Source organism: Janthinobacterium sp. SUN128, assembly GCF_030587275.1.
GTDB lineage: Bacteria > Pseudomonadota > Gammaproteobacteria > Burkholderiales > Burkholderiaceae_D > Janthinobacterium > Janthinobacterium lividum.
In genome coordinates this window covers 2,103,110-2,128,182 of record NZ_JAPWHY010000001.1, presented here as the reverse complement: position 1 = coordinate 2,128,182, position 25,073 = coordinate 2,103,110, and the positions used below count along the sequence as shown (strand labels likewise).

General features: G+C 63.9%; 19 protein-coding genes. 10 read left to right on the top strand and 9 right to left on the bottom strand.

Features of this window, described 5'->3' with window-relative positions; genetic code table 11:
- Positions 1-12: 12 nt before the first annotated feature.
- From O3297_RS09685 to O3297_RS09670, 4 genes are read left to right on the top strand one after another with little or no spacing between them, the layout of a single operon-like run.
- Positions 13-1,059, top strand: a complete 1,047-nt coding sequence (locus O3297_RS09685) for an aminotransferase class I/II-fold pyridoxal phosphate-dependent enzyme (protein WP_305048529.1) — start codon at positions 13-15, stop codon at positions 1,057-1,059.
- Positions 1,043-1,870, top strand: coding sequence for a hypothetical protein (locus tag O3297_RS09680; protein WP_305048528.1), 828 nt, complete (start codon positions 1,043-1,045; stop codon positions 1,868-1,870). Before O3297_RS09685 ends, O3297_RS09680 begins: the two co-directional genes overlap by 17 nt.
- Before the next feature lie 34 nt (positions 1,871-1,904).
- A complete protein-coding gene (locus tag O3297_RS09675) occupies positions 1,905-2,555 on the top strand; it encodes a hypothetical protein (protein WP_052140303.1) in 651 nt (216 codons plus the stop codon).
- A gap of 9 nt (positions 2,556-2,564) precedes the next feature.
- On the top strand, positions 2,565-3,293 hold the full coding sequence (locus O3297_RS09670; RefSeq protein WP_305048527.1) for an amidohydrolase family protein: 729 nt from the start codon (positions 2,565-2,567) through the stop codon (positions 3,291-3,293).
- Between the two features lie 6 nt (positions 3,294-3,299).
- Here O3297_RS09670 and O3297_RS09665 read toward each other — a convergent pair whose 3' ends face one another.
- The 4 genes from O3297_RS09665 to O3297_RS09650 all read right to left on the bottom strand — a co-directional run bounded on the left by O3297_RS09665 (position 3,300) and on the right by O3297_RS09650 (position 8,690).
- Complete coding sequence (locus tag O3297_RS09665; protein ID WP_305048526.1) at positions 3,300-4,697, bottom strand: sigma-54 dependent transcriptional regulator; 1,398 nt, start codon at positions 4,695-4,697, stop codon at positions 3,300-3,302.
- A 237-nt stretch (positions 4,698-4,934) separates the two neighbouring features.
- Complete coding sequence (locus O3297_RS09660; protein ID WP_070280737.1) at positions 4,935-7,199, bottom strand: arginine/lysine/ornithine decarboxylase; 2,265 nt, start codon at positions 7,197-7,199, stop codon at positions 4,935-4,937.
- Between the two features lie 238 nt (positions 7,200-7,437).
- A complete protein-coding gene (locus tag O3297_RS09655; protein WP_151095989.1) occupies positions 7,438-7,923 on the bottom strand; it encodes a dihydrofolate reductase in 486 nt (161 codons plus the stop codon).
- Complete coding sequence (locus O3297_RS09650) at positions 7,920-8,690, bottom strand: alpha/beta fold hydrolase (protein WP_151095986.1); 771 nt, start codon at positions 8,688-8,690, stop codon at positions 7,920-7,922. The genes O3297_RS09655 and O3297_RS09650 overlap by 4 nt, the downstream gene beginning before the upstream one ends.
- Positions 8,691-8,912: 222 nt before the next feature.
- On the opposite strand from O3297_RS09650, the gene O3297_RS09645 reads away from it, so the two are divergent.
- From O3297_RS09645 to O3297_RS09630, 4 genes are all read left to right on the top strand, one after another.
- Positions 8,913-9,488 (top strand): TerD family protein, encoded by a 576-nt coding sequence (locus tag O3297_RS09645; protein WP_034784423.1) that lies wholly within the window; start codon positions 8,913-8,915, stop codon positions 9,486-9,488.
- A 243-nt stretch (positions 9,489-9,731) separates the two neighbouring features.
- Positions 9,732-10,985 carry a TerD family protein gene (locus O3297_RS09640; RefSeq protein ID WP_151095983.1) on the top strand — a complete coding sequence of 418 codons (1,254 nt, stop codon included), beginning with the start codon at positions 9,732-9,734 and terminating at the stop codon, positions 10,983-10,985.
- A 9-nt stretch (positions 10,986-10,994) separates the two neighbouring features.
- Positions 10,995-12,335 (top strand): VWA domain-containing protein, encoded by a 1,341-nt coding sequence (locus O3297_RS09635; protein WP_151095978.1) that lies wholly within the window; start codon positions 10,995-10,997, stop codon positions 12,333-12,335.
- Between the two features lie 164 nt (positions 12,336-12,499).
- Positions 12,500-14,767: an outer membrane beta-barrel family protein gene (locus tag O3297_RS09630; RefSeq protein ID WP_151095975.1), complete on the top strand. Its 2,268-nt coding sequence runs from the start codon at positions 12,500-12,502 to the stop codon at positions 14,765-14,767.
- Here O3297_RS09630 and O3297_RS09625 read toward each other — a convergent pair.
- A complete protein-coding gene (locus tag O3297_RS09625; RefSeq protein WP_151095972.1) occupies positions 14,764-15,804 on the bottom strand; it encodes an SMI1/KNR4 family protein in 1,041 nt (346 codons plus the stop codon). The genes O3297_RS09630 and O3297_RS09625 overlap by 4 nt on opposite strands.
- Positions 15,804-16,778, bottom strand: coding sequence for a thymidylate synthase (locus O3297_RS09620; RefSeq protein ID WP_034784426.1), 975 nt, complete (start codon positions 16,776-16,778; stop codon positions 15,804-15,806). Before O3297_RS09620 ends, O3297_RS09625 begins: the two co-directional genes overlap by 1 nt.
- Before the next feature lie 205 nt (positions 16,779-16,983).
- Here O3297_RS09620 and O3297_RS09615 point away from each other — a divergent pair, with 205 nt between their 5' ends.
- Both O3297_RS09615 and O3297_RS09610 read left to right on the top strand, forming a co-directional pair.
- Complete coding sequence (locus O3297_RS09615) at positions 16,984-19,689, top strand: EAL domain-containing protein (RefSeq protein ID WP_225317343.1); 2,706 nt, start codon at positions 16,984-16,986, stop codon at positions 19,687-19,689.
- A gap of 198 nt (positions 19,690-19,887) precedes the next feature.
- Complete coding sequence (locus O3297_RS09610) at positions 19,888-21,321, top strand: OmpP1/FadL family transporter (RefSeq protein WP_034784427.1); 1,434 nt, start codon at positions 19,888-19,890, stop codon at positions 21,319-21,321.
- Positions 21,322-21,423: 102 nt separating this feature from the next.
- On the opposite strand, the gene O3297_RS09605 is transcribed toward O3297_RS09610, so the two are convergent.
- From O3297_RS09605 to O3297_RS09595, 3 genes are read right to left on the bottom strand one after another with little or no spacing between them, the layout of a single operon-like run.
- Positions 21,424-22,515 carry a low specificity L-threonine aldolase gene (locus tag O3297_RS09605; protein WP_099388002.1) on the bottom strand — a complete coding sequence of 364 codons (1,092 nt, stop codon included), beginning with the start codon at positions 22,513-22,515 and terminating at the stop codon, positions 21,424-21,426.
- A gap of 9 nt (positions 22,516-22,524) precedes the next feature.
- The gene (gene leuE / locus O3297_RS09600) at positions 22,525-23,199 is read right to left on the bottom strand and encodes a leucine efflux protein LeuE (protein WP_092605271.1); all 675 of its coding nucleotides are present in this window, start codon (positions 23,197-23,199) and stop codon (positions 22,525-22,527) included.
- 11 nt (positions 23,200-23,210) lie between these two features.
- Positions 23,211-25,073: an ABC transporter transmembrane domain-containing protein gene (locus O3297_RS09595; protein WP_305048525.1), complete on the bottom strand. Its 1,863-nt coding sequence runs from the start codon at positions 25,071-25,073 to the stop codon at positions 23,211-23,213.

Genomic DNA, 25,073 nt, shown 5'->3' with positions numbered 1-25,073 from the left:
CGGGGCGGGTGCATGCTCGACTTTACCAGCGCCCTCTACCTGGGCATGCGCCATCCGGCGGCCGCACTGGCGCCGTGGAGCAGCTTGAGCCTGGGCCAGCCGGCCGCGCTGCAGGAGCCGCCCGGCGCGCAGGCCCTGGCAGCAAGCCTGGCTGCGCTGCAAGGCTGCGAGGCGGCCTGCGTGCTGCCTTCGACCTTGCACCTGTTCTGGGACCTGTTCGGCATGCTGGCTGCCGAACGCCTGGTGATCCTCGTCGATGGCGGCAGCTACGCCATCGCGCGCTGGGGCGCCGAGCGGGCGCAGGCGCTGGGTTTGCCCTTGCGCTTGTTTCCCAGCGGCGAGATGGCGGCGTTGCGGCAACTGGCGGCGGACTGGGGCAGGCAAGGGCGGCGCCCCCTGATCCTGGCCGATGGCTATGTGCCGGGTAGCGAACAGGTCTTGCCGCTGGCCGGCTATGCGGCCCTCGCATGCCAGGGAGGCGGTTACCTGCTGCTGGACGATACGCAGGTGCTGGGCGTGGCGGGCACGGCCGGTGGCGGCTCGGCGCGGCTGCATGGCTTGCCGGGCGGCTACGACAAGGGCGGCGGCCACGTGATCGTCGGCGCCTCGCTGGCCAAGGGATTTGGCGTGCCGCTTGCCGTGCTGGCCGGCAGCCGCAAGCTGCTGCGGCGCTTCGCGGCGCACAGCCAGACGCGCGTGCATGCCTGTCCGCCTTCGGCAGCCGTGCTGGCGGCGGCGCGGCGCGCGCTGGCGCTCAATGCCCGCTATGGCGACGCCCTGCGCGCCAGGCTGGCGGACAGGGTGGCGCAATGGAGGGCGGGGATGGCGGCGGCCGGCATTGCCTGCCGCGGTGGCAGCTTTCCCGTGCAGCGTTTGCCCGGCCGCGCCCATTTGCTGCAAGCCTTGCGCGCAGCGGGCGTGCTGGCGCTGGCGCAAGCGGGAGACGGCCCCGGCGCGCTGACTTTTTTGCTGCGGGCCGACCAGACGCCGCGGCAACTGGAGCAGGCGATGGGCTTGCTTGAACATCACATCAGGAGGCGATATGAACGAAGCGTTTGAAATACTGCCCTTTGCGGGACAGCCAGGGGCGGCCGGCGAACAGGAATGGTCGCAAGAGTGGTCGCAGGAGTGGCAAGGGGAGGAAGAGGGGGAATGGGAGGAAGAGCGCCTGCGTCCTGGCGGCGGGCGAGGCGGCCTGCGTGCAAGGCCGCCGCTGCGAGGCGCGCGCCGTCCCGCGCCGCCGCGCTACCAGGGGCAGGGCCGCCGTCTGCCCCGCTTTGCTCCCCAGCCCATGCCCTACCTGCCGCCGCGCTACCGGGGCTGGGGCGGCTATGCGCCCATCTACCCGACCATTTATCCGGCGGCTTATCCTGTGGCGGAGCCGGCCTTTGGCGACCAGCAGGGGCCGGACCAGGGAATGGATACGGACCAGGTCCAGGATCAGGGGCAGGACGATGACCAGCAGCAGGGCGAAGTCCCGCCAACCCTGGCCGGCACCATGGGCCGGGTGCCGGAAGCGGCCGCCCTGCGCTACCAGGCGCTGGGGACGCTTGCCGACGCCTTGCGCGACGCGAATGGCCGGGGGCCGGGCCTGTACGTCATCGAGTTCGATGCGGGCGGAAGGCGCCGTGCCTACAGCGGCCAGACGGACGATCTGCACCGGCGTTTGCTGCAGCACCGGCTGTGCGGCCAGATGTTGGCCGTCGACGTGAGCGCGCACCAGGTGTATGTGGCGCCCCTGTCCTCGGCGGCGCAGCGGCGCCGGATCGAACAGCGCATCCACGACGACATGTTTGCCAACCAGCGCGGCGTGCTGACGAACCAGCGGCGCGAACTGGAACTGGCCGTGCTGGGTGAAATGTGGGGCTGACGACAGCGCTTTGACGACTGCAAAGGAGAACATCATGCACCAACTCGAATGCGAATGCGCGCAATGCCGGCAGCGGGCCGGCGCTGCGTTTGAAGTGCTGGAGTTCGGCCAGGACTGGTCCGGCAAGGGCCGCGCGCCGGCCGTCTTCAGCGAAGAGGAAGAACTGCAGCTGGCCATGGAATTGCTGGAAGTGTCCAGCGAAGCGGAACTGGAGCAGTTTCTCGGCAATGTCTTCAAGAGCGTGTGGAAGGGAGTCAAGAAGGTGGGCTCGACCATTGCCAAGGTGGCCAAGCCCTTGGGTGGCGCCTTGAAGGCCGTGGCCAAGACGGCCTTGCCCTTTGTCGGCGGCGCGCTGGGCTCGATGATCCCGATACCGGGCGTGGGCACGGCGCTCGGCTCGGCCCTGGGGCGCGCCGCCAGCAACGCGCTGGAACTGGAAATGGAGGCCGAGGCGCCGGCCGACCGCGAACTGGAGCTGGCGCGCCGCTTCGTGCGCATCGCGGGGCAGGCGGCACGCCTGGCTGCCGACGGCGACGGCAGCGCGCGTGCCGTGGAAAGCGCGCTGACGCGGGCCCTGCATCAGCAACTGCCGCATTTTCGTTCGGCCGCGCCGCAGAGCGAGGAGGAGAGCGGGCGCTGGCGCCGGCGCGGCAACCGCATCGTCGTCATGGGCGACTGGCAATAGCGCGACAAGATGATCATCGATTGCCACTGCCATGCGGGAGCGGGCGACGGCTTGAGCGGGCCGTGGGACAGCGATGCGCCGCTGCAAGCCTACCTGCGCCGCGCGCAGGCGGCCGGCATCGCCCGCAGCGTGCTGTTCGCCACCTTCCACTCCGATTACGCCATCGCCAACCATGGCGTGGCGCGCCTGGTGTCGTCCGATCCGCAGCGTTTCTACGGCTTTGCCTTCGTGCATGCGCGGCGCGACCGTGGCCGCATCATGGACCTGGTGCGCACGGCCGTCGAGCGGTACGGCTTTGTCGGCGTCAAGGCGCACCGGTTGGACGCGCGCATCAGCGGCGAAGTGTGCGAGGCGGCCCGTTTCTTCGGCTTGCCCGTGCTGTACGACCCGGCCGGCGAGGTGGCCGTGGCCGAGCTGCTGGCGCAGCAGTATCCCGACGTCGATTTCATCCTGCCGCACCTGGGCAGCTTTGGCGACGACTGGGCCGCGCAACTGGCGCTGATCGACCATCTGGTGCGCCACCGCAACATCCATACGGACAGCTCGGGCGTGCGGCGTTTCGACTTGCTGCAGCAGGCCGTGCGCCGCGCGGGACCGCACAAGGTCTTGTTCGGTTCGGATGGTCCCTGGCTGCATCCGGGGCTGGAATTGCACAAGATTCAGTTGCTGGGCTTGCCGCCGCTGGATATGGCGCTGATCGCGGGTGGCAATTTCTTGCGGCTGGCGCGGCTGGCGTGACGCGGCTTACCGCGCGGCTGGCGTGACCGGCGCTGCCGCGACAGTGGTGGCGGCGGCCGCTTGTGCAGCGCAAGCGGCCGCCTTGCGGCGTAGCTGCAGGGCGCGGTCGCTCACCCCAAGGCGGGCGGCGGCGCGCTGGTTGTTGCCGCGCTCATCGGCCAGCACGAGGCGGATGGCCGTGTCGGTGGCGCAGCGCGTGATGTGCGGCAGCGTGCAGCCCTGGGCCAGTGCCCGCCGCACGGCCGCTTCGAAGTGCTGGTCGGGCCAGTGCGGCGCCAGCAGCCGTTCTTCCGGGGGCAGGGCGCCGATGGTGATGGGGCCGGGGCCGCAATGGCGGTGCCAGATGTGCGTGACGGTCTGGCGCAGTTCGCGCACATTGCCCGGATAGTCGCGCAGCAGCAGGTATTCGCGCACGGCGGCGTCCAGCGGGGGCGGCGGCTGCTGGGCCAGTTCAGCGAGGAAATGGCGGGCCAGCGGCAGGATGTCGTCCTGGCGTGCGCGCAAGGGCGGTATCTGGCAGCGCCAGCCGGCGATGCGGTAATACAGGTCGGCACGGAAGGCGCCGCGCGCCACCTCTCCTTCCAGTTCGCGGTTGGTGGCGCAGACGAGCCTGAATTGCGTCGGCTGCCAGGTATTGCCGCCCACGCGCTTGTATTTGCGCTCCTGGATGGCGCGCAGCAGCTGCGCCTGCAGGAGCAGCGGCAGTTCGCCCACCTCATCGAGGAAGAGCACGCCGCCGTCGGCGAGGGCAAAAGCGCCGTCGCGCGCGGCCGCCGCGCCCGTAAACGCGCCCCGTTCATGGCCGAACAGTTCGCTGCCGGCCAGTTCCGGCGACAGGGTGGTGCAGTCGAGGATGGTGAAGTCGCCTCTGCAGTTGCCGAGGCGGTGGACCAGTTGCGCCAGTAAATCCTTGCCCGTGCCCGTCTCGCCCGTGATCAGCATCGACGCCTGGCTGAAGGCGGCCATTTCCACTACCTGGTGCAGCAAGGCGGTCCAGGCCGCGCTGTCGCCCACCAGATGCTGGCGCACGGCGCTGGACGCCAGTATCTGCGCCACGGCCTGCCAGCGCTGCAGGCGCGCCAGCACCTGGCCCGCATCGACGGCGCCGCCAGGCCACAGCAGCACATCGAGCGCGCCTGCCGCCATCAGGGCCCGCTGTTGCGCGCAGCTGGGAGGGCGGCCGCAGGCGGCAATGGCCAGCACGCGGGCATGGCCGCACAGCGCCGGCAGCGCTTGCAGCAGCGCCTTGTCGGTCTCGGCAAACAGCACGATGCCCGCGCCGTCTTCCTCGCCATCGTGCCGCCGGGCTACAGTTACCTGAGCCTGCTTCAAGGCCGTCATCAGCAAGGCGCCACTGCCAGCCGCCGCCTGCTGCATGATTTCCAGCCACACCTTGAGCGTCATATGCCAGCCATCACGAGGGCACGAGTCGCCCATCTTAGGAGCCCGATACCCCAGCCGTTTGATCTGGCGCAAGCGTGCGCGCTGGCCTGAAATGAAAAACGCCACCTGAAAGGTGGCGTTCATGAGTGACGTTCAAGGAACGTCACAAGAATGGCTAAAAACGTTCAGGGCAAGGCGCATTGCCGAAGACAGTACGAATAGTACGGCTAGGCAATGCAACGCCGCCATGGACGATTTTTAGGCGTTCTCATCCAGTTTGACGCAATCGACGAAGTAACCGCGCTTGCCATCGACTTCGCGTTTCACGAGGCCATGCACATCCGTCTCGAAGCCGGGGAAGCGCTCGTTGAAGTCGCGTGCGAAGCGCAGGTAGTCGACGATGGTCTTGTTGAAGCGCTCGCCCGGGATCAAGAGCGGAATACCCGGTGGGTACGGCGTCAGCAGGATGGACGTGATGCGGCCTTCCAGTTCGTCGATGGCCACGCGCTCGATTTCGCGGTGCGCCATCTTGGCGAACGCGTCCGACGGCTTCATGGCCGGGATCATGTCCGACAGATACATTTCCGTCGTCAAACGGGCCACGTCGTAAGCCTTGTAGAAATCATGGATCTGCTGGCACAGGTCGCGCAAGCCCATTTTTTCGTAGCGTGGGTTGGCTGCCGCAAATTCCGGCAGGATGCGCCACATCGGCTGGTTCTTGTCGTAGTCGTCCTTGAACTGCTGCAAGGCGGTCAGCAGGGTATTCCAGCGGCCCTTGGTAATGCCGATGGTAAACATGATGAAGAACGAGTACAGGCCGCATTTTTCAATGATCACGCCGTGCTCGGCCAGGTATTTGGTGACGATGGACGCGGGGATGCCCGTGTCGCCGAACTGGCCGTCCAGCGACAGGCCCGGGTTGACGATGGTTGCCTTGATCGGGTCGAGCATGTTGAAGCCGGGAGCCAGGTCGCCGAAGCCGTGCCAGTCATCCTCGGCGCGTATCATCCAGTCTTCCTGCTGGCCCATGCCTTCGTCGTTGAAGGTGGCCGGACCCCACACCTGGAACCACCAGTCCTGGCCCCACTCCTGGTCGATCTTCTTCATGGCGCGGCGGAAATCGAGCGCTTCCATGATCGATTCTTCCACCAGGGCCGTGCCGCCCGGCGCTTCCATCATGGCCGCAGCCACGTCGCACGAAGCGATGATGGAATACTGCGGCGACGTCGAGGTGTGCATCAGGTAAGCCTCGTTGAAGGCATCCTGGTCCAGCTTGACCGTGTCCGATTCGCGCACGAGGATTTGCGAGGCCTGCGACAGGCCGGCCAGCAATTTGTGCGTGGACTGGGTCGAGAAGATCATCGATTCCTTGGCGCGCGGACGGTCCTTGCCGATGGCGTGCATATTCTTGTAGAAATCGTGGAAGGTGGCGTGCGGCAGCCACGCTTCATCGAAGTGCAGGGTGTCGATCTTGCCGTCCAGCATTTCGCGCAGGGTTTCCACGTTGTAGATCACGCCATCGTAAGTCGATTGCGTGATGGTCAGGATGCGCGGTTTCTTGTTCTTCGCTTCGCGCGCGAACGGATTCGCTTCGATCTTGCGGGCAATGCTTTCCGGCGTGAACTCATGCAGCGGGATAGGGCCGATGATGCCCAGGTGGTTGCGCGTCGGCATGAGGAATACGGGAATCGCGCCGCACATGATGATCGAGTGCAAGATCGACTTGTGGCAGTTGCGGTCGACGACGACGATGTCGCCTGGCGCCACGGTCGAGTGCCACACCATCTTGTTCGAGGTGGACGTACCGTTGGTGACGAAATAGCAATGGTCGGCATTGAAGATGCGCGCGGCATTGCGTTCGGACGCGGCGACAGGGCCCGTATGGTCGAGCAGCTGGCCCAGTTCCTCGACGGCGTTGCAGACGTCGGCGCGCAGCATGTTTTCACCGAAGAACTGGTGGAACATCTGGCCGATCGGCGACTTCAGGAAGGCCACGCCGCCCGAGTGGCCGGGGCAGTGCCATGAGTAGGAACCGTCGTTGGCGTAGTGCACCAGTGCGCGGAAGAATGGCGGCGACAGGCCGTCCAGGTAGGATTTTGCTTCGCGGATGATGTGGCGCGCGACGAATTCCGGCGTATCTTCGAACATGTGGATGAAACCATGCAGTTCGCGCAGGATATCGTTGGGGATATGGCGCGAGGTGCGCGTTTCGCCGTACAGATAAATAGGGATATCGGCGTTCTTGTAGCGGATTTCCTCGACGAAGGCGCGCAGCGATTTCAAGGCGTGATCGGTTTCCTCGATGGAACCGGCGCCGAATTCTTCATCGTCGATCGACAGCACGAAGGCTGACGCGCGCGATTGCTGCTGGGCAAATTGCGACAAATCGCCGTAGCTGGTCACGCCCAGCACTTCCATGCCTTCTTTTTCCATTGCGGCGGCAAGGGCGCGAATGCCCAGGCCGGACGTATTTTCAGAACGGAAATCCTCGTCAATGATGACGATAGGGAAACGAAATTTCATGCATGTCTCCAAAAAAGCAAGCCGCCCCTGACATATGTGAAGGGGCGGACTAGGGCGCGACGGTCAGGCGGTAGTGCAACCCGGCAGCCGCAGAAAAAAAATAAGAACGGGATTCTCGCAGAAATGCGGCGTCTGCGGGAAAAAAATATCGCACCAAAGCGTCACAAGCGTGCGCTAGCGTGACGCATGGGTGTGACAGGGGTATTACAGCAACATTCTGCTAGTCAATATAACCTTATCAGGCTTTGCGTTGCAGCGTGACAAAGGCGTAAGGCAGGCCGGATTTCTCCGAAACATGCGCTTCGCGCGCGGTTTCTTGCCATACTGCATGGTCAACGGCGGGGAAAAAGGCATCGCAGTCAAACGTCTGGCCGATTTCCGTGATGATCAAACGCTGCGCCAGTGCCAGCGACTGCTGGTAGATTTCCGCGCCGCCGATGATATAGCCTTCGGCGCCGTCCAGCAGCGCGATGGCCGCTTCCAGCGACGACACCGCTTCCACGCCCTCATGGCGCCAGTCCGGATTGCGCGTGATGACGATGTTGCGGCGGTTCGGCAGCGGACGGCCGATGGAGTCGAAGGTCTTGCGGCCCATGAGGATGGGATGGCCCGTCGTCAGACGCTTGAAATGCGCGAGGTCTTCCGGCAGTTTCCACGGCAGGGTGTTGTCGATGCCGATGCCGCCTTGCTGGTCGGTGGCGACGATGATGGTCAGTAAGCTCATTGGTTCCGTGAAAAAGGTGGGGGCGAGGCCCGATGCCCGCCATTATCGTTGAAATTGCCAGCGGTCTCCAGATGCGCACGCATGGCGTCGGCCAGCGCGCCTGGTGCTTCCAGCGGAATCATGTGACCGGTGTTGTCTTTCAGCAGGTGCAGGGTGGCTTGCGGCAGGCGGGCCGCCATGGCGCGCAGATCGTCGGGGTCGATGAGCTTGTCCTCTTCGGCGCCCACGATCAGCACGGGAAAACCGAGTTCCGGCAAGCGCGCCATCAGGTCCGGGCGGGCGATGGTGGTGATGAATTGCGCCAGCAGCACGTCCTTGCCCAGGTCCAGCCCCATCTGCCGGATCAGGCCCGTGATGCCGGTGTCTTCCAAGTGCGACGGGTGCAGCAGTTCGCGCAGGCGCTGGCGCGTGATGCCCGCATAGGCATTGCGCTCGAGCATGGCGACGATGCGCTGGCGCGCTTCAATTTCCGCCGGCAGCAAACCTTTGGCCGAATTGGCGATCAAAGTGAGGGACTGGACGCGCTGCGGGTGCGCCAGCGCGTGTTCGAGCGCCAGGTAGGCGCCCAGCGAAAAGCCCACCAGATGGGCTTGAGCAGCGCTGTGGCTGGCGATCATCTGCTGCATCTGCGGGCGCGTGCGCGCCTGGTGCAGGGGCACGTGCTGCAGATCAAAGGCGTCGCCCAGGGCAGGCGCCAGGCGCGACCACAGGCGCTCGTCGCACAGGGTGCCGGGAATACAGTCGAGTCGTATCTTGGTATTGTTCAAGGACAAGCCTGGGGTCAGGATGGTAAAAATTTTTGTCGAGCGGCATTATCCGTCATTTTGCGCATTGGGGCAGCGGCACGGTCTTTTCCGCATGGCATTATTTTCAATAGTGCGCGGCTGGCAAGCAGTAACTTTATGGTAGGCTCATGGCTCATCAAGCCGGTACGCTGGCGACGTGACCTGAAACACCGAATGCAACCCCCACATTAAAGAGGAATTACCATGGCGATCAGTTTGCAAAAAGGCGGCAATGTCAACCTGAGCAAGGAAGCTCCTGGCTTGAAGAAAATCGTGATTGGCTTGGGCTGGGACCCGCGCGCCACCGATGGCGCCGCATTTGACCTGGACGGCAGCGCCTTCCTGCTGAAAACGGATGGCAAGGCCCGCTCCGATGCCGATTTCATTTTCTACAACAACCTGAAGTCGGCTGACGGCTCCATCGTCCACGCGGGCGACAACACCACGGGCGGCGGCGATGGCGATGACGAGAAGGTTGCCGTCGACCTGGCCAACGTGCCTGCCGATATCGACAAGATCGCCGTGGCCGTCACCATCCACGACGCGGAAAACCGCAAGCAGAACTTCGGCATGGTCGGCAAGGCCTACATCCGCTGCCTGAATGGCGACAACGGCGCGGAAATCGCCCGCTACGACCTGTCGGAAGACGGCTCGACGGAAGCGGCCATGATCTTCGGCGAAATCTACCGCGCCGGCAGCGAATGGAAATTCAAGGCCATCGGCCAGGGTTTCAAAGGCGGCCTGGGCCCACTGGCACGTTCCTTCGGCATTAACGCCTAAGAGCTCCGGAAAACGGCCCATGGCCGCGTTGCGTCACCTCGCCGTACTATTCGTACTGTCTTCGGTGACGCGTCTTGCCCTGAACCGTTGTCCCAAGCTCTTTTAGCTTTGTATAGAACCCAGAACGTCAGTCCATGGCGGCGTTGCTCCGCCATGGACTGACTGTACATTCGTACTGTCTTCGGACGACGGGCCTTGCCTTGAGCCCTTGTCCGAAGCTCCCACACCTGAATAAATAATCGCATGGAAAACCTGATCAAGGGGCAGCGCCTGGCGCTGTCCGGCCTCGTCACGGGCAATGTCGTGCAACTGGGCCTCGCCAGCGCCGGCGTGGCGCTGGACTTTGCCTGTTTCGGCCTCGATGCCAACGGCAAGCTGTCCGACGACCGCTACATGACTTTCTTCAACCAGCCGCGCACGCCGTGCGGTGGCGTGGAAACCGTGGCGCCGTCCGGCGATGCGGCCGGTTTCAGCTACCAGCTGGACCGCTTGCCGTCCTCCATCGAGCGCCTGGTCGTCACTGCCGCCATCGATGGCGCTGCCACCATGGCGCAGCTGGGCAGCGGCTACCTGCGCCTGCTCGATGGCGGACGCGAACTGGCCCGCTACACCTATGCGGGCGCTGATTTTGCGCAGGAAAAAGCCGTCATGCTGGGCGAGTTCTACCGCAAGGACGGCGGCTGGCGTTTCATGGCCGTGGGCCAGGGTTTCAATGGCGGGCTGGACGCGCTGGTCGCGCATTTCGGCGGTGAAGTGGCGCAGGCGGCAGCGGAAACGGCGCCATCACCCAAGATTTCCCTGTCGAAAATCTCGCTGACCAAGGCAGGCCAGACGCACAAGGTGTCGCTGGAAAAGGGCGCCGGCGCGCCGGGCAAACTCACCGTCAAGGCTACCTGGGTCGATAACGGCGATGGCGATGACGACAACGACGACCTTGATTTGCGGGTCGGCATCCTCTTGCCGAATGGCCAGATGCGCTTCATCCAGGCGCCCGATACGCCCGGCAACTTTGGCGCCATGCCCTTCGTGCGCCACCTGGGTGATGTGGCGGGCGCATCGGGCAAGGAGCCCGCCACGGAAACCGTGGAAGTCAATCCCGCCCTGGCGCAGCATTACGGCGGCACGGTGGGGCTTGTCTTCAGCGTGTATTCGGCGCTGGCCAATGGCGCCGTCTCCGTCGCTTCCATGCGGCCGAAGATGGTCATGCAATATGGCGAGCAGATCGTCGAGTGCGCGTTCGATTTCCGCCTGTCCAAGGCGGCCGACGATGATTCCGTCTACACCTATGTGATCGGCATGGCGCGCATCACGCCCGACAGCATCATTCTGGAACCGTCGGGCAAGACGTCGGAACCGGGCAGCGAAGCGACGCCGTGGCTGAGCTGGCAGGGCGAGAACCTGCAGCTGGCCTTCAATGGTCCCGTCGTCTTCAAGGGCGAGGACAAGGAAGACGAAGATGATTTCAATGCGGACAATCCGCGCCGCTATATCGCCTAGGAGGCACTGATGGAAACCTTGTCCAAGGGACAGCGCTTGCCGCTGGCCAATCTCGTTCCCGATGGCGTGCTGCAGGTGGGCGTGGCCGCACAGGGACTGGCGCTCGACGTGGCCTGTTTCGGCCTCGATGCCAACGGCAAACTGTCCGACGAGCGCTACATGACCTTTTTCAACCAGCCGCGCACGCCATGCGGCGGCGTGGAAGCGCGTTCGGGCAGCGCTGGCGACATGACCGAGTTTGCCATGCAACTGGCGCGCTTGCCGGCCAGCATAGACCGTCTCGTCGTGACGGCATCCATCGATGGCGGCGGCGTGATGTCGCAGCTGCAATCTGGCCACGTACGCCTGCTGGCGGACGGACGCGAACTGGCCCGCTTCGCCTTCGCGGGCGGTGATTTCGCGCAAGAAAAAGCCGTCATGCTGGCCGAACTGTACCGCAAGGATGGCGGCTGGCGCTGCATGGCCGTGGGACAAGGTTTCAATGGAGGGCTCGACTCCCTGGTGCGCCACTTCGGCGGCGAAGTCGACCAGGCCGCGCCAACTGCTCCTTCCACCCCTGCGGCGTCTGCCGTCATGCAGGCGAAGATCAACCTGGAAAAGCGCGTCGAACGCGAAGCGCCGCAGCTGGTCAGCCTGGTCAAGCAGGCGGGCGTGTCGCTGCAAAAAGTGGGCTTGCTTGACCACCGCGCCAAGGTCTGCCTGTGCCTGGATATTTCCGGTTCCATGGGCCGGCTGTATATAGAGGGGCTGGTGCAGCGCTTTGCCGAACGCATCCTGGCCCTGGGCTGCAAGTTCGACGACGATGGCGAGATCGATGTTTTCCTGTTCGGCAAGAACGTCCATCATCCGGCACCCATGGACTTGAGCAACTGCAACACCTATGTGGGGCGGGCGATCATCCGCCACCCGCTGGAAGGCGACACGCGCTATGGCGCCGCCATGCAGGCGATCCGCGCGTTTTACTTCCCTGACGCGGCCGGCGGCGAGCGCACGCGCCCCGTTGCGGCCGAATTGCCCGTGTACGTCATGTTCGTCACCGATGGAGGCACCAGCGATCAGGCGACGACGGAGAAACAATTGCGCTGGGCCAGCAATGAACCGATCTTCTGGCAATTCATGGGCATCGGCAAAGGGCGCAAATCGAAAAGCAAGTTCCTCGCCGCCTTTGCCGATTCCGACTTCCCCTTCCTGGAAAAGCTCGACGAATTGCAGGGACGCCTGGTCGACAATGCCAATTACTTTTCCGTCAGCTCGCCCGACGAGCACAGCGATGAGGAACTGTATGACTTGCTGATGACGGAGTATCCGGGCTGGCTGAAACTGGCACGTAGCAATGGCTTGCTGACCTAGCTGCTCCCCAAGGTGTGAGGCTGTAATGCCACAAGCGCAAGAGATTTGTAAATTGAAGTAAATTGCAATTGTTTGCCTATGCGTTGGCCCCTAGAATCATGGCATTCGATTCCCGGTTGCCACGCGTTTGCGTTGCGCCTCACAGTTCCTGGGCTATTTATTTCATGCATAAAATTGTTCTCTGCTGCCTGGCTGGCGGCAGCCTGCTGTCTGCCAATGTTTCCGCTCAGGCACAGGCCGCGGCCACCGGCGACGCCATCGTCAAGCCGGCGCCGGCCAAGGCGCCCGCCATTGATGCACCGCCTTCCGTCAGCGTGACGGCCGAGCGTCCCACGGGCCGCATCGACCGGCAAGTCTACGACGTCAAGTCCGACGTGGGCAGCAGCAACGGCACGGCGGCCGATGCCTTGAACAATGTGCCGTCGGTGGCCGTCGACCCCGATGGCAGCGTTTCCCTGCGCGGCAGCAGCAATGTGCAGATATTGATTGATGGCAAGCCGTCAGCCATGTTGCAGGGCGATTCGCGCGGCGCCACCCTGAATGCCATGGCGGCCGACGATATCGAGTCCGTGGAAGTGATCAACAATCCCGGTGCCCAGTTCGGCAACGAAGCCGGTGGCGGCCCGATTTTGAACCTGGTGATGCGGCGCAACCGCAAGCCGGGCGGCTTTGCCACCGTCAACGCAAATGCGGGCATCGCGGGGCGCTATAACAGTGCCGTGTCCGGCACGTACAACGAAGGGCCGTGGGGCTACCAGGGCGGCATCAATGTGCGCCACGACGGCCGCAATTCCGTGGGCGAGGTCAGCCGCGAGCGCCTGGAACGCGACACGGGGGCATTCGCCCCCAGCAGCCAGCAATCCAGCAACAATGGCTTGAATGATTCGCTGGGCTTGCACGGCACGGTGAATTACAACCTGAACGCCAACGATACCCTGGCCGCCAGCGTGTCGTATAACGGCCGCAGCAACGACCAGCGTTCGCTCGACCGCTACATCAATGGCGACAGCACGGGCAGCACCATCGGCGACTATGTGCGCAGCACCGTGCGCAACGGCGACAGCCGCAACTACAGCTGGGGCGCGCGCTACGACCACAAGGGAGAGCTGCCGGGAGAATCGCTGAAGATCGACTTGCGCGTTTCGTCGTCGACCAACGAGAGCGACAGCGATTACGCCAATACCTACGCGGTGACGCCCGTGAATGCCTTCGACAGCCGCGCGCGCCAGCACAGCGAGACGGGCAACCGCATCGTCGACTTCAGCGGCGACTACGAGCGTCCGCTGGCGGGCGGCACGGCCAAGCTGGGCTACAAGGTAGCCGACAACAAGAGCAGTTTCGATACCTTATATACGGACATCAACCCGGGCAGCCTGCTGGAGACCGTCAATCCCATGCGCAGCAACCGTTTCGAGCTGGACGAGCGCACCATCGCGCTGTACGGCTCCTACCAGATGCGCCTGACCGAGCGCTGGGGCGCGCTGGCAGGCTTGCGCGCCGAATACACGGACTTGAACGTGCGCCAGATCACCAGCGGCATCGAGGCCAGCAACAACTACGTCAACTATATTCCCAGCCTGTTCGCTACCTATAAGGTCAGCGACGAGAGCAACCTGCGCTTCAGCTATGCGCACCGCATCCGCCGTCCGAATGCGGGCGACCTGAATCCTTACGTGGTCTACCGCGACGAGTTCAATGTGTCGGCCGGCAATCCCAAGCTGAAACCCACGCAGACGGACTCGTTCGAGATCGGCTATGAAACGAAGATCGCGGGCCTGGAAAGCAGCTTGCGCGCCTACCACCGGCGCGATACGGACGCCATCGTCGATTACCGCTACTTTATCAGCGACAATGTGCTCTTGACGACGCGCGAAAACGGCGAAGGCAGCCATTCGAGCGGCCTGGAATTCAGCGTCAGCGGCAAGCTGACGCCATCGCTGACCCTGAACACGAGCGGCAACCTGGCGCGCAGCCAGCAGACGAGTTCGGATGACCTGGGCAACCGCAGCACGCGCACGGCGAATGCCCTGAGCGGCCGCGCGCGCCTCAATTACCAGGTCAATCCCGCCAACCAGCTGCAGCTGGCCCTGCAAATGCAAGGCAAGATGCTGTCGGGGCAGGGCTACCGCTCGCCGAACAACACCTTGAATATGAGCTGGCGCCATACGGTGACGCCGCAGCTGAGCCTGGTCATGAATGTGACCGATGTGTTCAGCAGCAACAAGATGGAAACCGTCATCAACAGCGCTTCCCTGCGCGAGACGAGCACGCGGCGCTTCGATGGACGCATGATTTATGTGGGGCTGTCGTACCGCCTGGGCGGCGCCACGTCGGCGGCGAAAGAGGGCGAGCGCGAACCGCGCTTCGGCCCGCCGGGCGGACGCGGGCCAGGCGGCCCCGGTCCCGGCGGTCCGGGAGGCGAGGCAGGCTAGGCCGCTGTCGCGATCTCGTTCAGGAAGTCGATGAAACTGTCCGCGTGGCGCTCGAAGCGCCATGTGCCCAGGCCATGTTCGGCGCGATACACGGGGGCATCGCCATCGGCGACGGCGCCCAGGTCCAGGCAATATGGATCGGCACCCGCATCGGCGATCACCAGATACTGCTCCGGCCAGCCGGCGATGGCTTCACCGCTGACGGGATTCCAGGCGTAACCGTGCTGGGCCTTGATGAGCCCGGCCGCGCCATACAGGCTCAAACCCTGGAAATACTGCCGGCTGTCGATAAACACGCGCAGCGGCGAATGGCAAGCCAGGAAGCGCCGGTAGTGCTCCGGCAAGGCCCAGCGCTGCGCGATGCCGGCCATGTCGGCGGCGCTGGCGATGGTCAGCCAGTTCGATGGCTGCGCCAGGTCCTGCTCCTTCTTGCGACTGGCGGCCAGCTTTTTCTCCAGCCTGGCCGCGGCTTTTTCCAGCGGCGTGCGCGGATCCTCGAGCGACGCGTGGGTGGCGGGCACGGCATAGCCTGCGCCATCCGGATAAGCGTCGCGCTGCCATGCCAGCACGTCGGCCAGCCGTAGCTGTTCTGCCTTCCAGTGGCCGGGATCGTAAGGCAAACCCGCATCGAAAGGCTGGCGGCTGAACACGGCCAGGCTTTTGACGGCCTTGGCGCGCACGCTCAGCTTGGCATTTTCCGCAGTGGCCAGGGCCACGAGCGGAGCATACGCCGCCTTGCCCATGCTTTTGAACATGCCATCCACGCCCCAGTAGGCGAGGCCGTCGATATCGAGGCTCCAGCTGAAAAAATCGCCGTATTCTCCCGGCTCGGCCAGGGCGACGATATCCGTCATCAGGAAGGCGCGCCAGTGGAGCAGCTGGCCGTCCCTGGCGTAGGCGCTCAGGATGGCGAGCACGGCTTGCCGTTCGTCGGCAGCATGCTTTTTCAGCAGCCTGTCCTTCAGGCGGGCGAACTTGTTTCCGTCGGTTTCATCAAACAGCTTGCGGTGCAGGGCTGCCAGCGGTGCGACCGCCATCAGACGGCCATCGCGGCCTTGATGGGCGCGTGGTGTTCATAGCCTTCCAGCGAGAAATCGGACGGCTCGATTTTTTCCAGCCATTCCGGCTCGTACTTGCCGGTTTTGGCAAAGTCGGGCACGCGGTCGGAAATGACGAAACGCGGCGCCGGGAACGGTGTGCGCTTGAGCTGTTCTTCCACCATGTCGAGGTGGTTTTCATAGATGTGCGCGTCGCCGATGAAATACGTGAACCAGCGCGGCGTGTAGCCCGTCAGGCGCGCCACCAGGTGCAGCAGGGCCGCGCCTTCGGCGATGTTGAACGGCGTGCCCAGGCCGATGTCGTTGCTGCGCACATATAAGCACAGCGAGATTTCGCGCGTGCTGGCGTTCGGGATGAACTGGTACAGCAAATGGCAGGCGGGCAGGGCGACGGCGTCCAGCACGGCCGGGTTCCAGCCGTGGAACAGGATGCGGCGGCTGCCGGGGTTGTGCATGATGGTGTCCAGGCATTCGCGCAACTGGTCGACGGCCTTGTACAGCAGCACTTTCTGCACGCCGTTTTCGGCGATGGGGGCGATCAGGGTGAAACCGTTCGCTTGCGCATCGGCGATCTGTGCCGGCTGGTCGGCGTCCAGCAGTTTATACGCGGGCCATTGGCGCCATTGCACGCCGTACACGGGACCCAGGTCATCCTCGCCTTCGCGGTAGGGGTTGGCCAGCCATTGCGCATTTTCATTGGCGTTCTGGTCCCAGACTTTACAGCCCAGTGCGCGGAACTCGGCCGCGTTGCGCGAGGCGCGCAGGAAGGCGCACAATTCGCCGATCACGGATTTGAAAGCCAGTTTCTTGGTCGTCACGGCAGGGAAATTGCCGTTGGCCAAGTCGAAACGCATCATGGCGCCCGGCACGCTCAGGGTGCGGATGCCTGTGCGGTTGTCTTGCCAGCTGCCCGTTTCGAGCACGGTCTTGATCAAATCTTGATATTGCTGCATGTATTTCTCCAACGGTAAGGATGGTGATTGTAACGCAGGCGCGACAGGCGGGCTGCGGCCCACACACATAATTACGCTGCTGTCTTACCTGCAAACATGACTCTGTGGTAATTTGTGTGTCCTTGAAGAAATACACAGAAACGGCAGATGCTGCACCATGTTCTTGCGACAATTTGTAAATAATAATAACGCCGCCGTGGTGGAGATGAGCAGGGCCGATTTTCTCAAGGCCAACCTGCGCCTGATCCTGGCCTGGCCCTTGCTGGGGCTGATCCTGTGTGCCGTGCTGTGGACGGCCACCTTGCTGCAGCTGGAGGCGGAAAAGAAGGTGGCGCAGCAGCAGGCGCTCGACAGCGTGTCTTCCTTGTCGAAAGCGTATGGCCAGTATCTGCTGCGCACCCTGGAACAGATGGACCAGCTGACCTTGCAGCTCAAATACGAGTGGGAGAATTCGCGCGGCCAGCTGCGTCTCGACCAATTGAAGACGCAGGGAATGTATGCCTTGCCGCAATTTGCCATCGTCGCCATCCTCGACCGCAAGGGCCACGCCGTGACGGCCACGGCGCCGTTGCAGCGCCTGCGGGTCAACGAGCGCAGCGATTTTCTGCTGCGCCACTGGCGCAGCAATTCCAGTGCGCTGCGCATCGCGCTGGGGAGGGCCAATGCGGCAAGCGAGGCCGCGGTGGCGGGCGCCGATGAAAGCCTCGTGCATTTCACGCGCCGGCTGGAAGACGAGGATGGCAATTTTGACGGCGTGCTGCTGATCTCCATCCATTCCAGCTATTTTTCCGAATTCTACAACAGCGTCAGTTTTGGCAAGTTCGGCATGTCGGCCATGGTGGGCGAGGAGGGTGAGCTGTTCAGCACGCGCCTTGGCTCGCGCGTGTTGCCGACCCCGAGCGGCGAGGACACGCCGTTTCTCGACACCAGCCTCCTGGAAACGGAGAGCGGCGCCCTGCATTCGGGCGGCAGGATCGCTTTTTCCGACAAGCAAAGCCGCTACGTGGGCTGGCAGGCGCTGAAAGCCTATCCGTTTACGGCCGTGGTCGGACTGTCGGACGGCGAGATGCTGCATCCCTACGAGGAAACGCGCACGATATATATCGGCATCGCCTTTGCCGTCACCTTGCTGCTGCTGGCCTTTGCCGCCGTCGCCACCGTGCTGTCGCTGCGCCTGGCGTGGCGCCACCACCAGTCCGAAGGCGTGCGCAATGCCTACCGCATGGCCACCGAAGGCACGAGCGACGGCTTCTACATCATTGCCGCCCTGCGCGGCACGGATGGCAGCATCCTCGATTTCGAGATCGTCGATTGCAACGAGCCGGGCGCCGGCTACTTTGGCGTGCGCCGCGAACAGTTGCTGGGCATGCGCCTGCAATCGCGCGCCCACGAGCCGTATTTCCGCGACCTGATCCATAATTACCGGGCCGCCATGGTATCCGGCTTTTCCGAGGAAGAGATCGAGCTGCCGGAAGGCAACCCCTTCAAGCTGCGCTGGATACGCCGGCGCCTGGTGCGCAGCGGCGACCGCCTGGCCGTCACGCTGCAAGACATCAGCACGGCCAAGGAGCACGAGCGCGACCTGCGCCGCCTGGCCAATGAAGATGGCTTGACGGGCTTGCCCAACCGCTACTGGCTGCAGCAATTCCTGCCCGGGGCCCTGGGCCGCGCCGCCATCGCGCGGCACATGCTGGCGCTGCTGTTCATCGACCTGGACGGCTTCAAGGATATCAACGACACGCAGGGCCACGCCGAGGGCGACAAGGTGCTGCGCGCCGCCTCGCTGCGCCTGAAGGCCGTGCTGCGGCCCGGCGATCACGTGGTGCGCCTGGGGGGCGACGAATTCGTCGTCGTGCTCGACCCGGTGGAGGACGACAGCCGCGCCGAGCAGGTGGCGCAGCGCATCGCCATCGCCTTCGATGAACCGTTTTACCTGGGCAGCGAGCGCCACAAGATGGGTGCGTCGATCGGCATCAGCCTGTATCCGCGCGATGGCGCCGAGACGGAAGTGCTGCTGAAGAACGCCGATATCGCCATGTATGCCGTCAAGGTGGCGGGCAAGGGCCATCACCGTTTCTTCCAGCCGGAACTGTTTGAAACCATCCGCAACCGCCGCGAACTGGAGCAAAGCCTGGTGGCGGCGCTGGAGCAGGACCAGTTCCTCGTCGTCTACCAGCCGCGGGTCGATGCCATGAGCGGGCAGCTGTGCAGCATGGAGGCGCTGGTGCGCTGGCACCATCCGCAGCATGGCATGGTGCCGCCGCTGGAATTCATCCCCGTGGCCGAGAGCAGCGGCCTCATTTCGCAGCTGGGCGAAGTCGTCATCGAAAAGGTGTGCCTGCAGATGGCGCGCTGGCAAGCCAGCGGGCTGGAACTGGTGCCCGTGTCCATCAACGTCTCGGCGCGCCAGTTCGGCCGTGGCGACGTGCACCAGGTGCTGGCCTCGGCCCTGACGCGCCACCGCATCGATGCGCGGCTGATCGAGGTGGAAATCACGGAATCGGCCATGATGGATGAACAGAACCGCGCCGTGGAGCAGCTGTCCGCCATCCGCGCGCTGGGCGTGCGCCTGCTGGTCGACGATTTCGGCACGGGATATTCCTCGCTGTCGCAGCTGCAGAAGTTCGCCATGGATGGCTTGAAGATCGACCGCGCCTTCACCATGGAGCTGGGCCGCTCGGAGCAGGGCGAAGTGTTCGTGCGCGCCATCCTGTCGATGGCGCATGCGCTGGGCATGAGCGTGGTGGCCGAAGGGGTGGAGACGCGCGAGCAGCTCGACATCCTGCGCGCGCTGCAATGCAACGAGGTGCAGGGCTATTTCATCTCGCGTCCCGTGCCGGCGGAACAGATGCTGTCGCTGATGCATCAGCGCTTTCTGATCCCGCTTCCAGCCCCTGCGCTGGCACTGTAGAAGGTCGTATGCGCAGGAAAAACAACGCCGTTTCATAAAAAGAGCGAACGTTCGCTTTTTTCTAAAAAATATTATATGCTTCGCTCATGCCGTCAGTGAATTGGAGTTCACGGCGGCAAGAAAAGTGCAAGACGGGGCAGCTGGATATGCCCGCGATAGTGTGCCGAAGACAATTTCATATAATAAAGAGAGACTAACTTGAAACATAAATATCTGCCCCTCCTGATCGTTGCCGCATTCGCCGGCATTTCCTCCACCGCACAAGCATCGGGCTACCGTTTCGGTTCGCAAAGCGTTTCCGCCCAGGGCACGGCCGATGCCAGCGGCGCCGAAGCGGCCGATGCATCGACCATTTTCTACAACCCGGCCGGCCTGTCGCGCCTGGAAGGCACGCAGTTCATGGGCGGCGGCACCCTGGTGGTACCGCATTCGACCTATGAAGACACGGGTTCGAGGACGTTCACCGGCCGCACGCCGGGCGGCACGACCAAGGATTACGCGCCGGACGCCGTCTTTGCGCCAGCCCTGTATGCCAGCAAGAAGGTCAATGATCAATGGACGGTCGGCATGGGCCTGTTCGTGCCATACGGCGCCAAGCTCGATTACGGCAATGATTGGAGCGGCCGCTATGCGATCACCAACATCAAGCTCGAAGCCATCGCCCTGAATCCTTCCGTTTCCTTCAAGGTCAATGAACACCACTCCTTCGGTTTCGGCGTCACCGCTGAACACATGAAGGCGGAACTGGGCCAGGCAGTCGACGTGCCGGGTTCCGTGGCCTTCCTGGCCCAGCACGCGCCAGCCGCGTCGCAAGCCTTCCTGGCCAATATCGCCAAGACGCAGGGCCTGGCCGCCGCGCAGGCAGCCGGCGCCGCACTGAAGGGCGCCAAGGATGGCCATGCCTCGATGGATGGCGATGACTGGGGCTTCGGCTTCAACCTGGGCTACCTGTACCAGATGAATGAAGGCACGCGCTTCGGCATTTCCTACCGTTCGTCGATTTCGCACAAGCTGAAAGGCGACACGATCTGGGACTTCTCGCAAGTGTCGGACAACGCCGCCGTGAATGCCTTCATTGCCAAGGCATCGAACAAGGTCAATTCCAAGGCGCTGGTCGAAGTGCGCACGCCGGAAACCCTGTCGGTCAACGCCTTCCATCAGATGGATGATCGTTGGGCCCTGATGGGCGACGTCACCTGGACGCGCACTTCGCGCCTGCAGAACCTGGACATCCAGTTCCCGCCGACGGCCGAAGGCCCGGAGCGCATCCGCCAGCAGTGGAAGAACACCTACCGCGTGTCGCTGGGCACCAACTACAAGTACAGCGAAAACCTGCTGCTGCGCGCCGGTATCGCGCATGACCAGGCGCCAGTGCGCAGCGCCGAGCTGCGTCATCCAGCGCTGCCGGACAGCGACCGCATGCAGTACTCGATCGGCGCGAACTGGAAGCTGAACGCCAATTCCTCGCTCGACCTGGCTTACAGCTTCATCGACTTCAAGGATGCCACTGTCAACTACAAGAATGACTGCTCGCCGGTGACCCCTGGCTGCACCGGTAACGGTGAAACCACCAAGGGCCTGTTCAAGACCCGCATGCAGTTGATCGGTCTCGCTTACAACTACAAGTTCTAAGCAGGTAGTGGCGGCCAACCCGGCCGCCATGAAATGAAAAAAGCGCCTTCGGGCGCTTTTTTTTTGGGGTGTCGCGACTGTGGCGCTGCCGGCTTGCGCCGATTATGCCGTGCCGCGCATCGCCTGATCCAGCAAGGTCAATGCCAGCCGCACGGTGTCGTCCGGCAGTTCCAGCAACTGGTCTCCCACATACCATTCCACCACGCTGTGCCCGGGAAGCGCTGCGTGGCTGGCGCGGCCGAACAGCCAGATGCCGTGGTCTTCGGCCAGCTGATTGCGGATGGCGATGGCCCGCTCGCGCGAGACGGGCAGGTGCAGGTGCAGCATGTTCGCTTGCGGCTGGGCGGGATTGACGGCAATCGACGGGAAGTCGCGCAGCAGCGCGTACAGCCACTGTGTGCGTGCAAAATACTGCGGCATGGCGGCCAGGCGCGCGTCGAACTGCATGGCGGCGGCCACCACGTACGGCGTGCGGTGCACGATATTGCCGCCCTGGCGGCGGAACCACTCGCGCGCCCGCTCGACGAACGGGCGGCTGCCGGCCAGCACTGCGCCACCGAGGCCGCCGATGCCCTTGTACAGCGACACGTACACGGAATCAAAGCCATCGCAGATGGCGGGCAGGGATCGGCCGAAACCGGCTTGTGCTTCCCACAGGCGCGCGCCATCCATGTGCAAATGGATGTTGTGCTCGCGGCAGTGCCGCTTGATGTCATTCAATTCATCCCACGATGGGCACTGGCCGCCGATTTCCCGCATCGGCAGCTCGACCTGCGCGGCGCCCAGCGCATCGGGCACGGCGCGCAAGTCGTCCACCGTCCACGGGCGGTGCGGGTCGCCGAGCATCAAGCCCTTGAAGTGCTCGAGCAATTCATGATTACCCCGTTCGTGGCGCAGGATGTGTGAGGTCGGGTGCAGCGCCACCAGGGGCGAGCCCCGGTCCTGGCAGGCCAGGCGCAGGGCCGTCACTTGCGTCATGGTGCCCGTGATGCAGAACACGGCCGCCTCGAAGCCGAGCAGGCTGGCAATCTTGTTCTCGAACTGTTCGATCAGCGCGCCTTCGCCATAGGTGTCGTGCGCAACATGGTTGGCGTCGCACCAGGCGGCCATGGCGGCGAAGGTGGCCGCTGGCGTGGGCTGGCGGTGGCCCGGCAGGACGGTATGGCAGCGCTGGCGCAGCGCAAGTTCGTTCACGGTCATTCCTTACAGTGTGGCCGTGGCGAGCTTCGCGCCAAAGCCGATGAACATGGCGCCCACGCCGCCGCCCATGCCGGCCGAGAGGCGGCGACGGCGGCGGAAGGTCTCGGCCAGGCGCGCGCCGACAAAGATGATGGCCGTCAAGTAGGTAAAGCTGATCACCTGGCAGATCAGGCCCAGGCCGATGAAGGACAGCACGGGGTTCGGGAAGGCAGGATCGACGAACTGGATGAAGAAGGAGATGAAGAACAGGATCGCCTTCGGGTTCATCAGGCTGATGATCAGCGCCTTGCGGAATGGATCGCTTTCCTTGACGGGGGCAGGGACGGCCGCCGCTTCACCGTCGGCTGGCGCAGGCGCGCGCAGCTTGCGCCAGCATCCGATCAGCATCTGCAGGCCTATCCAGCCCAGATAGGCCGCGCCGATGTATTTCACCACGTAGAACAGGGCCGGGCTGGCTTTCAGCAGCGAGGCCACGCCGCAGGCCGACAGCACCATCAATATCAGATCGCCGGCGAAGATGCCGAAGGCGCCCTGATAGGCAGGCCGCACGCCGCGCTGGGCGGCGACCGACAGCACATACATGGAATTGGGACCGGGCAGGATGACGATGAAGATCGTCCCCAATAAAAAGGTCCAGAAATCGGTGATGCCCAGGTTGGCGTGGAAAAGTGCGTTCATGATGGTTCTGTTTAATTGATTTGTGCGTGATGAAATTGCAGTGCCGCGAGGTTGGCATAGATGCCGCCTAGGGCCACCAGCGACGCGTGCGTGCCCGTCTCGACGATCTTGCCGTCTTCCATGACGATGATGCGGTCGGCCCGCTGCACGGTCGCCAGTCGGTGCGCGATGATGACCGTGGTGCGGCCCACCATGGCCGCTTCCAGCGCCTTTTGCACCAGGCGTTCCGATTCCGCGTCCAGCGCGCTGGTCGCTTCGTCGAGCAGCAGCAGCGGCGGGTTTTTCAGCAGGGCGCGGGCGATGGCGATGCGCTGGCGCTGGCCGCCGGACAGGCGCACGCCCCGTTCGCCGAGGAAGGATTTGTAGCCGTTCGGCAGGCGTTCGATGAATTCGTGGGCGGCCGCCATCTTCGCGGCGGCAATGACCTCCTCGTCGCTGGCGCCGGCGCGGCCGTAGCGGATATTTTCCATGGCGTCGGCCGAGAAGATCACCGTATCTTGCGGCACGATGCCGATGGCGTCGCGCAAGGTATGCAGGTCCAGCTGTTTGATGTCCACGCCATCGAGGCGGATGCTGCCGCTTTGCGGGTCATAAAAACGTAAAAAAAGCTGGAACAGGGTGGTCTTGCCGGCGCCCGACGGACCCACGACGGCCACCGTTTCGCCGGCGCGGATGTCGAGGCTGACGTGGTCCAGCGCATGGGTGTCCGGACGCGACGGGTACGAGAACATGACATCGTCCAGCGACAGGGCGGCGCCAGTCGCGGCGCGCGCGGGCAGCGGCAGCGGCGTGGCCGGCGATTCGATTTCCGATTTCACGGCCATCAGTTCCAGCAGGCGCTCGGTGGCGCCGGCCGCGCGCTGCGCTTCGCCCATCACTTCGGACAGGGCGCCGATGGCGCCGGCCACGATGGACGCGTACAGGATGAATTGGCCCAGGTCGCCGCCCGTCATCGAGCCTTCCAGCACGGCGCGCGCGCCCAGCCACAAGACAAACACGATGGTGCCGAAGACCAGCAAAATCGCGATCATGGTCAGCAAGGCACGGGCGCGGATGCGGCGCATGGCCGTCATGAAGGCGCCTTCGACGGAGTCGCCGAAGCGTTTCGATTCGATCTTCTCGTGCGTAAACGCCTGCACGGTGGGCATGGCGTTGAGGATTTCGCCGGCCATGGCCGACGCGTCGGCGATGCGGTCCTGCGAATCACGCGACAGCTTGCGCACACGGCGGCCAAACACGATGATGGGCACGACGACAAGGATCAAGAGGCCGATGATGATGCCCGCCAGCTTGGCGCTGGTGACGAACAGCATCACCAGGCCGCCCAGGAACAGCAGCACATTGCGCAGCGCCATGGAAATGCTGGTGCCGACCACGGCCTGGATCAGGGTCGTGTCGGTGGTGATGCGCGACAGGACTTCGCCCGTCTGCGTAGTTTCAAAGAATGCGGGGCTTTGCGTGACGACGTGGCGGTACACGGCGCTGCGGATGTCGGCCGTGACGCGCTCGCCCAGCCATGACACCGTATAGAAGCGCGCCGCCGTGGCCAGCGCCAGGATGGACGCCACGCCAAACAGGGCGAGGAACACCAGGTCGACGTGCTGGATGCTCTTCGAGCCGGCCGCGCCGCCGAAGCCGAGGTCGATCATCTGCTTGAAGGCGGCGGGAATGGCGAGGGTCGAGGCGGCGGCCACCACCAGCGCGATACCGGCCAGGAAGAACTGCTTGCGGTACGGCGTCAGAAAGGGCATCAAGCCCTTGAAGGCGGCCAGGCTGCCTTTTTTCAGTTCGCGGCTGGTGCCGGTGTCGGGAGTCGGTGCGGTGCTTGCGGCGGTTGCTGTACTCGTACTGCCTGTTTCTGTGCTAGTTGTCAT

Bases quoted from the DNA above. Each gene is read 5' to 3' on its own strand.
- O3297_RS09685 (WP_305048529.1), top strand. From the start codon at position 13: ATGCTCGACTTTACCAGCGCCCTCTACCTGGGCATGCGCCATCCGGCG.
- O3297_RS09680 (WP_305048528.1), top strand. From the start codon at position 1,043: ATGAACGAAGCGTTTGAAATACTGCCCTTTGCGGGACAGCCAGGGGCG.
- O3297_RS09675 (WP_052140303.1), top strand. From the start codon at position 1,905: ATGCACCAACTCGAATGCGAATGCGCGCAATGCCGGCAGCGGGCCGGC.
- O3297_RS09670 (WP_305048527.1), top strand. From the start codon at position 2,565: ATGATCATCGATTGCCACTGCCATGCGGGAGCGGGCGACGGCTTGAGC.
- O3297_RS09665 (WP_305048526.1), bottom strand. From the start codon at position 4,697: ATGACGCTCAAGGTGTGGCTGGAAATCATGCAGCAGGCGGCGGCTGGC.
- O3297_RS09660 (WP_070280737.1), bottom strand. From the start codon at position 7,199: ATGAAATTTCGTTTCCCTATCGTCATCATTGACGAGGATTTCCGTTCT.
- O3297_RS09655 (WP_151095989.1), bottom strand. From the start codon at position 7,923: ATGAGCTTACTGACCATCATCGTCGCCACCGACCAGCAAGGCGGCATC.
- O3297_RS09645 (WP_034784423.1), top strand. From the start codon at position 8,913: ATGGCGATCAGTTTGCAAAAAGGCGGCAATGTCAACCTGAGCAAGGAA.
- O3297_RS09640 (WP_151095983.1), top strand. From the start codon at position 9,732: ATGGAAAACCTGATCAAGGGGCAGCGCCTGGCGCTGTCCGGCCTCGTC.
- O3297_RS09635 (WP_151095978.1), top strand. From the start codon at position 10,995: ATGGAAACCTTGTCCAAGGGACAGCGCTTGCCGCTGGCCAATCTCGTT.
- O3297_RS09630 (WP_151095975.1), top strand. From the start codon at position 12,500: ATGCATAAAATTGTTCTCTGCTGCCTGGCTGGCGGCAGCCTGCTGTCT.
- O3297_RS09625 (WP_151095972.1), bottom strand. From the start codon at position 15,804: ATGGCGGTCGCACCGCTGGCAGCCCTGCACCGCAAGCTGTTTGATGAA.
- O3297_RS09620 (WP_034784426.1), bottom strand. From the start codon at position 16,778: ATGCAGCAATATCAAGATTTGATCAAGACCGTGCTCGAAACGGGCAGC.
- O3297_RS09615 (WP_225317343.1), top strand. From the start codon at position 16,984: ATGAGCAGGGCCGATTTTCTCAAGGCCAACCTGCGCCTGATCCTGGCC.
- leuE (WP_092605271.1), bottom strand. From the start codon at position 23,199: ATGAACGCACTTTTCCACGCCAACCTGGGCATCACCGATTTCTGGACC.
- O3297_RS09595 (WP_305048525.1), bottom strand. From the start codon at position 25,073: ATGACAACTAGCACAGAAACAGGCAGTACGAGTACAGCAACCGCCGCA.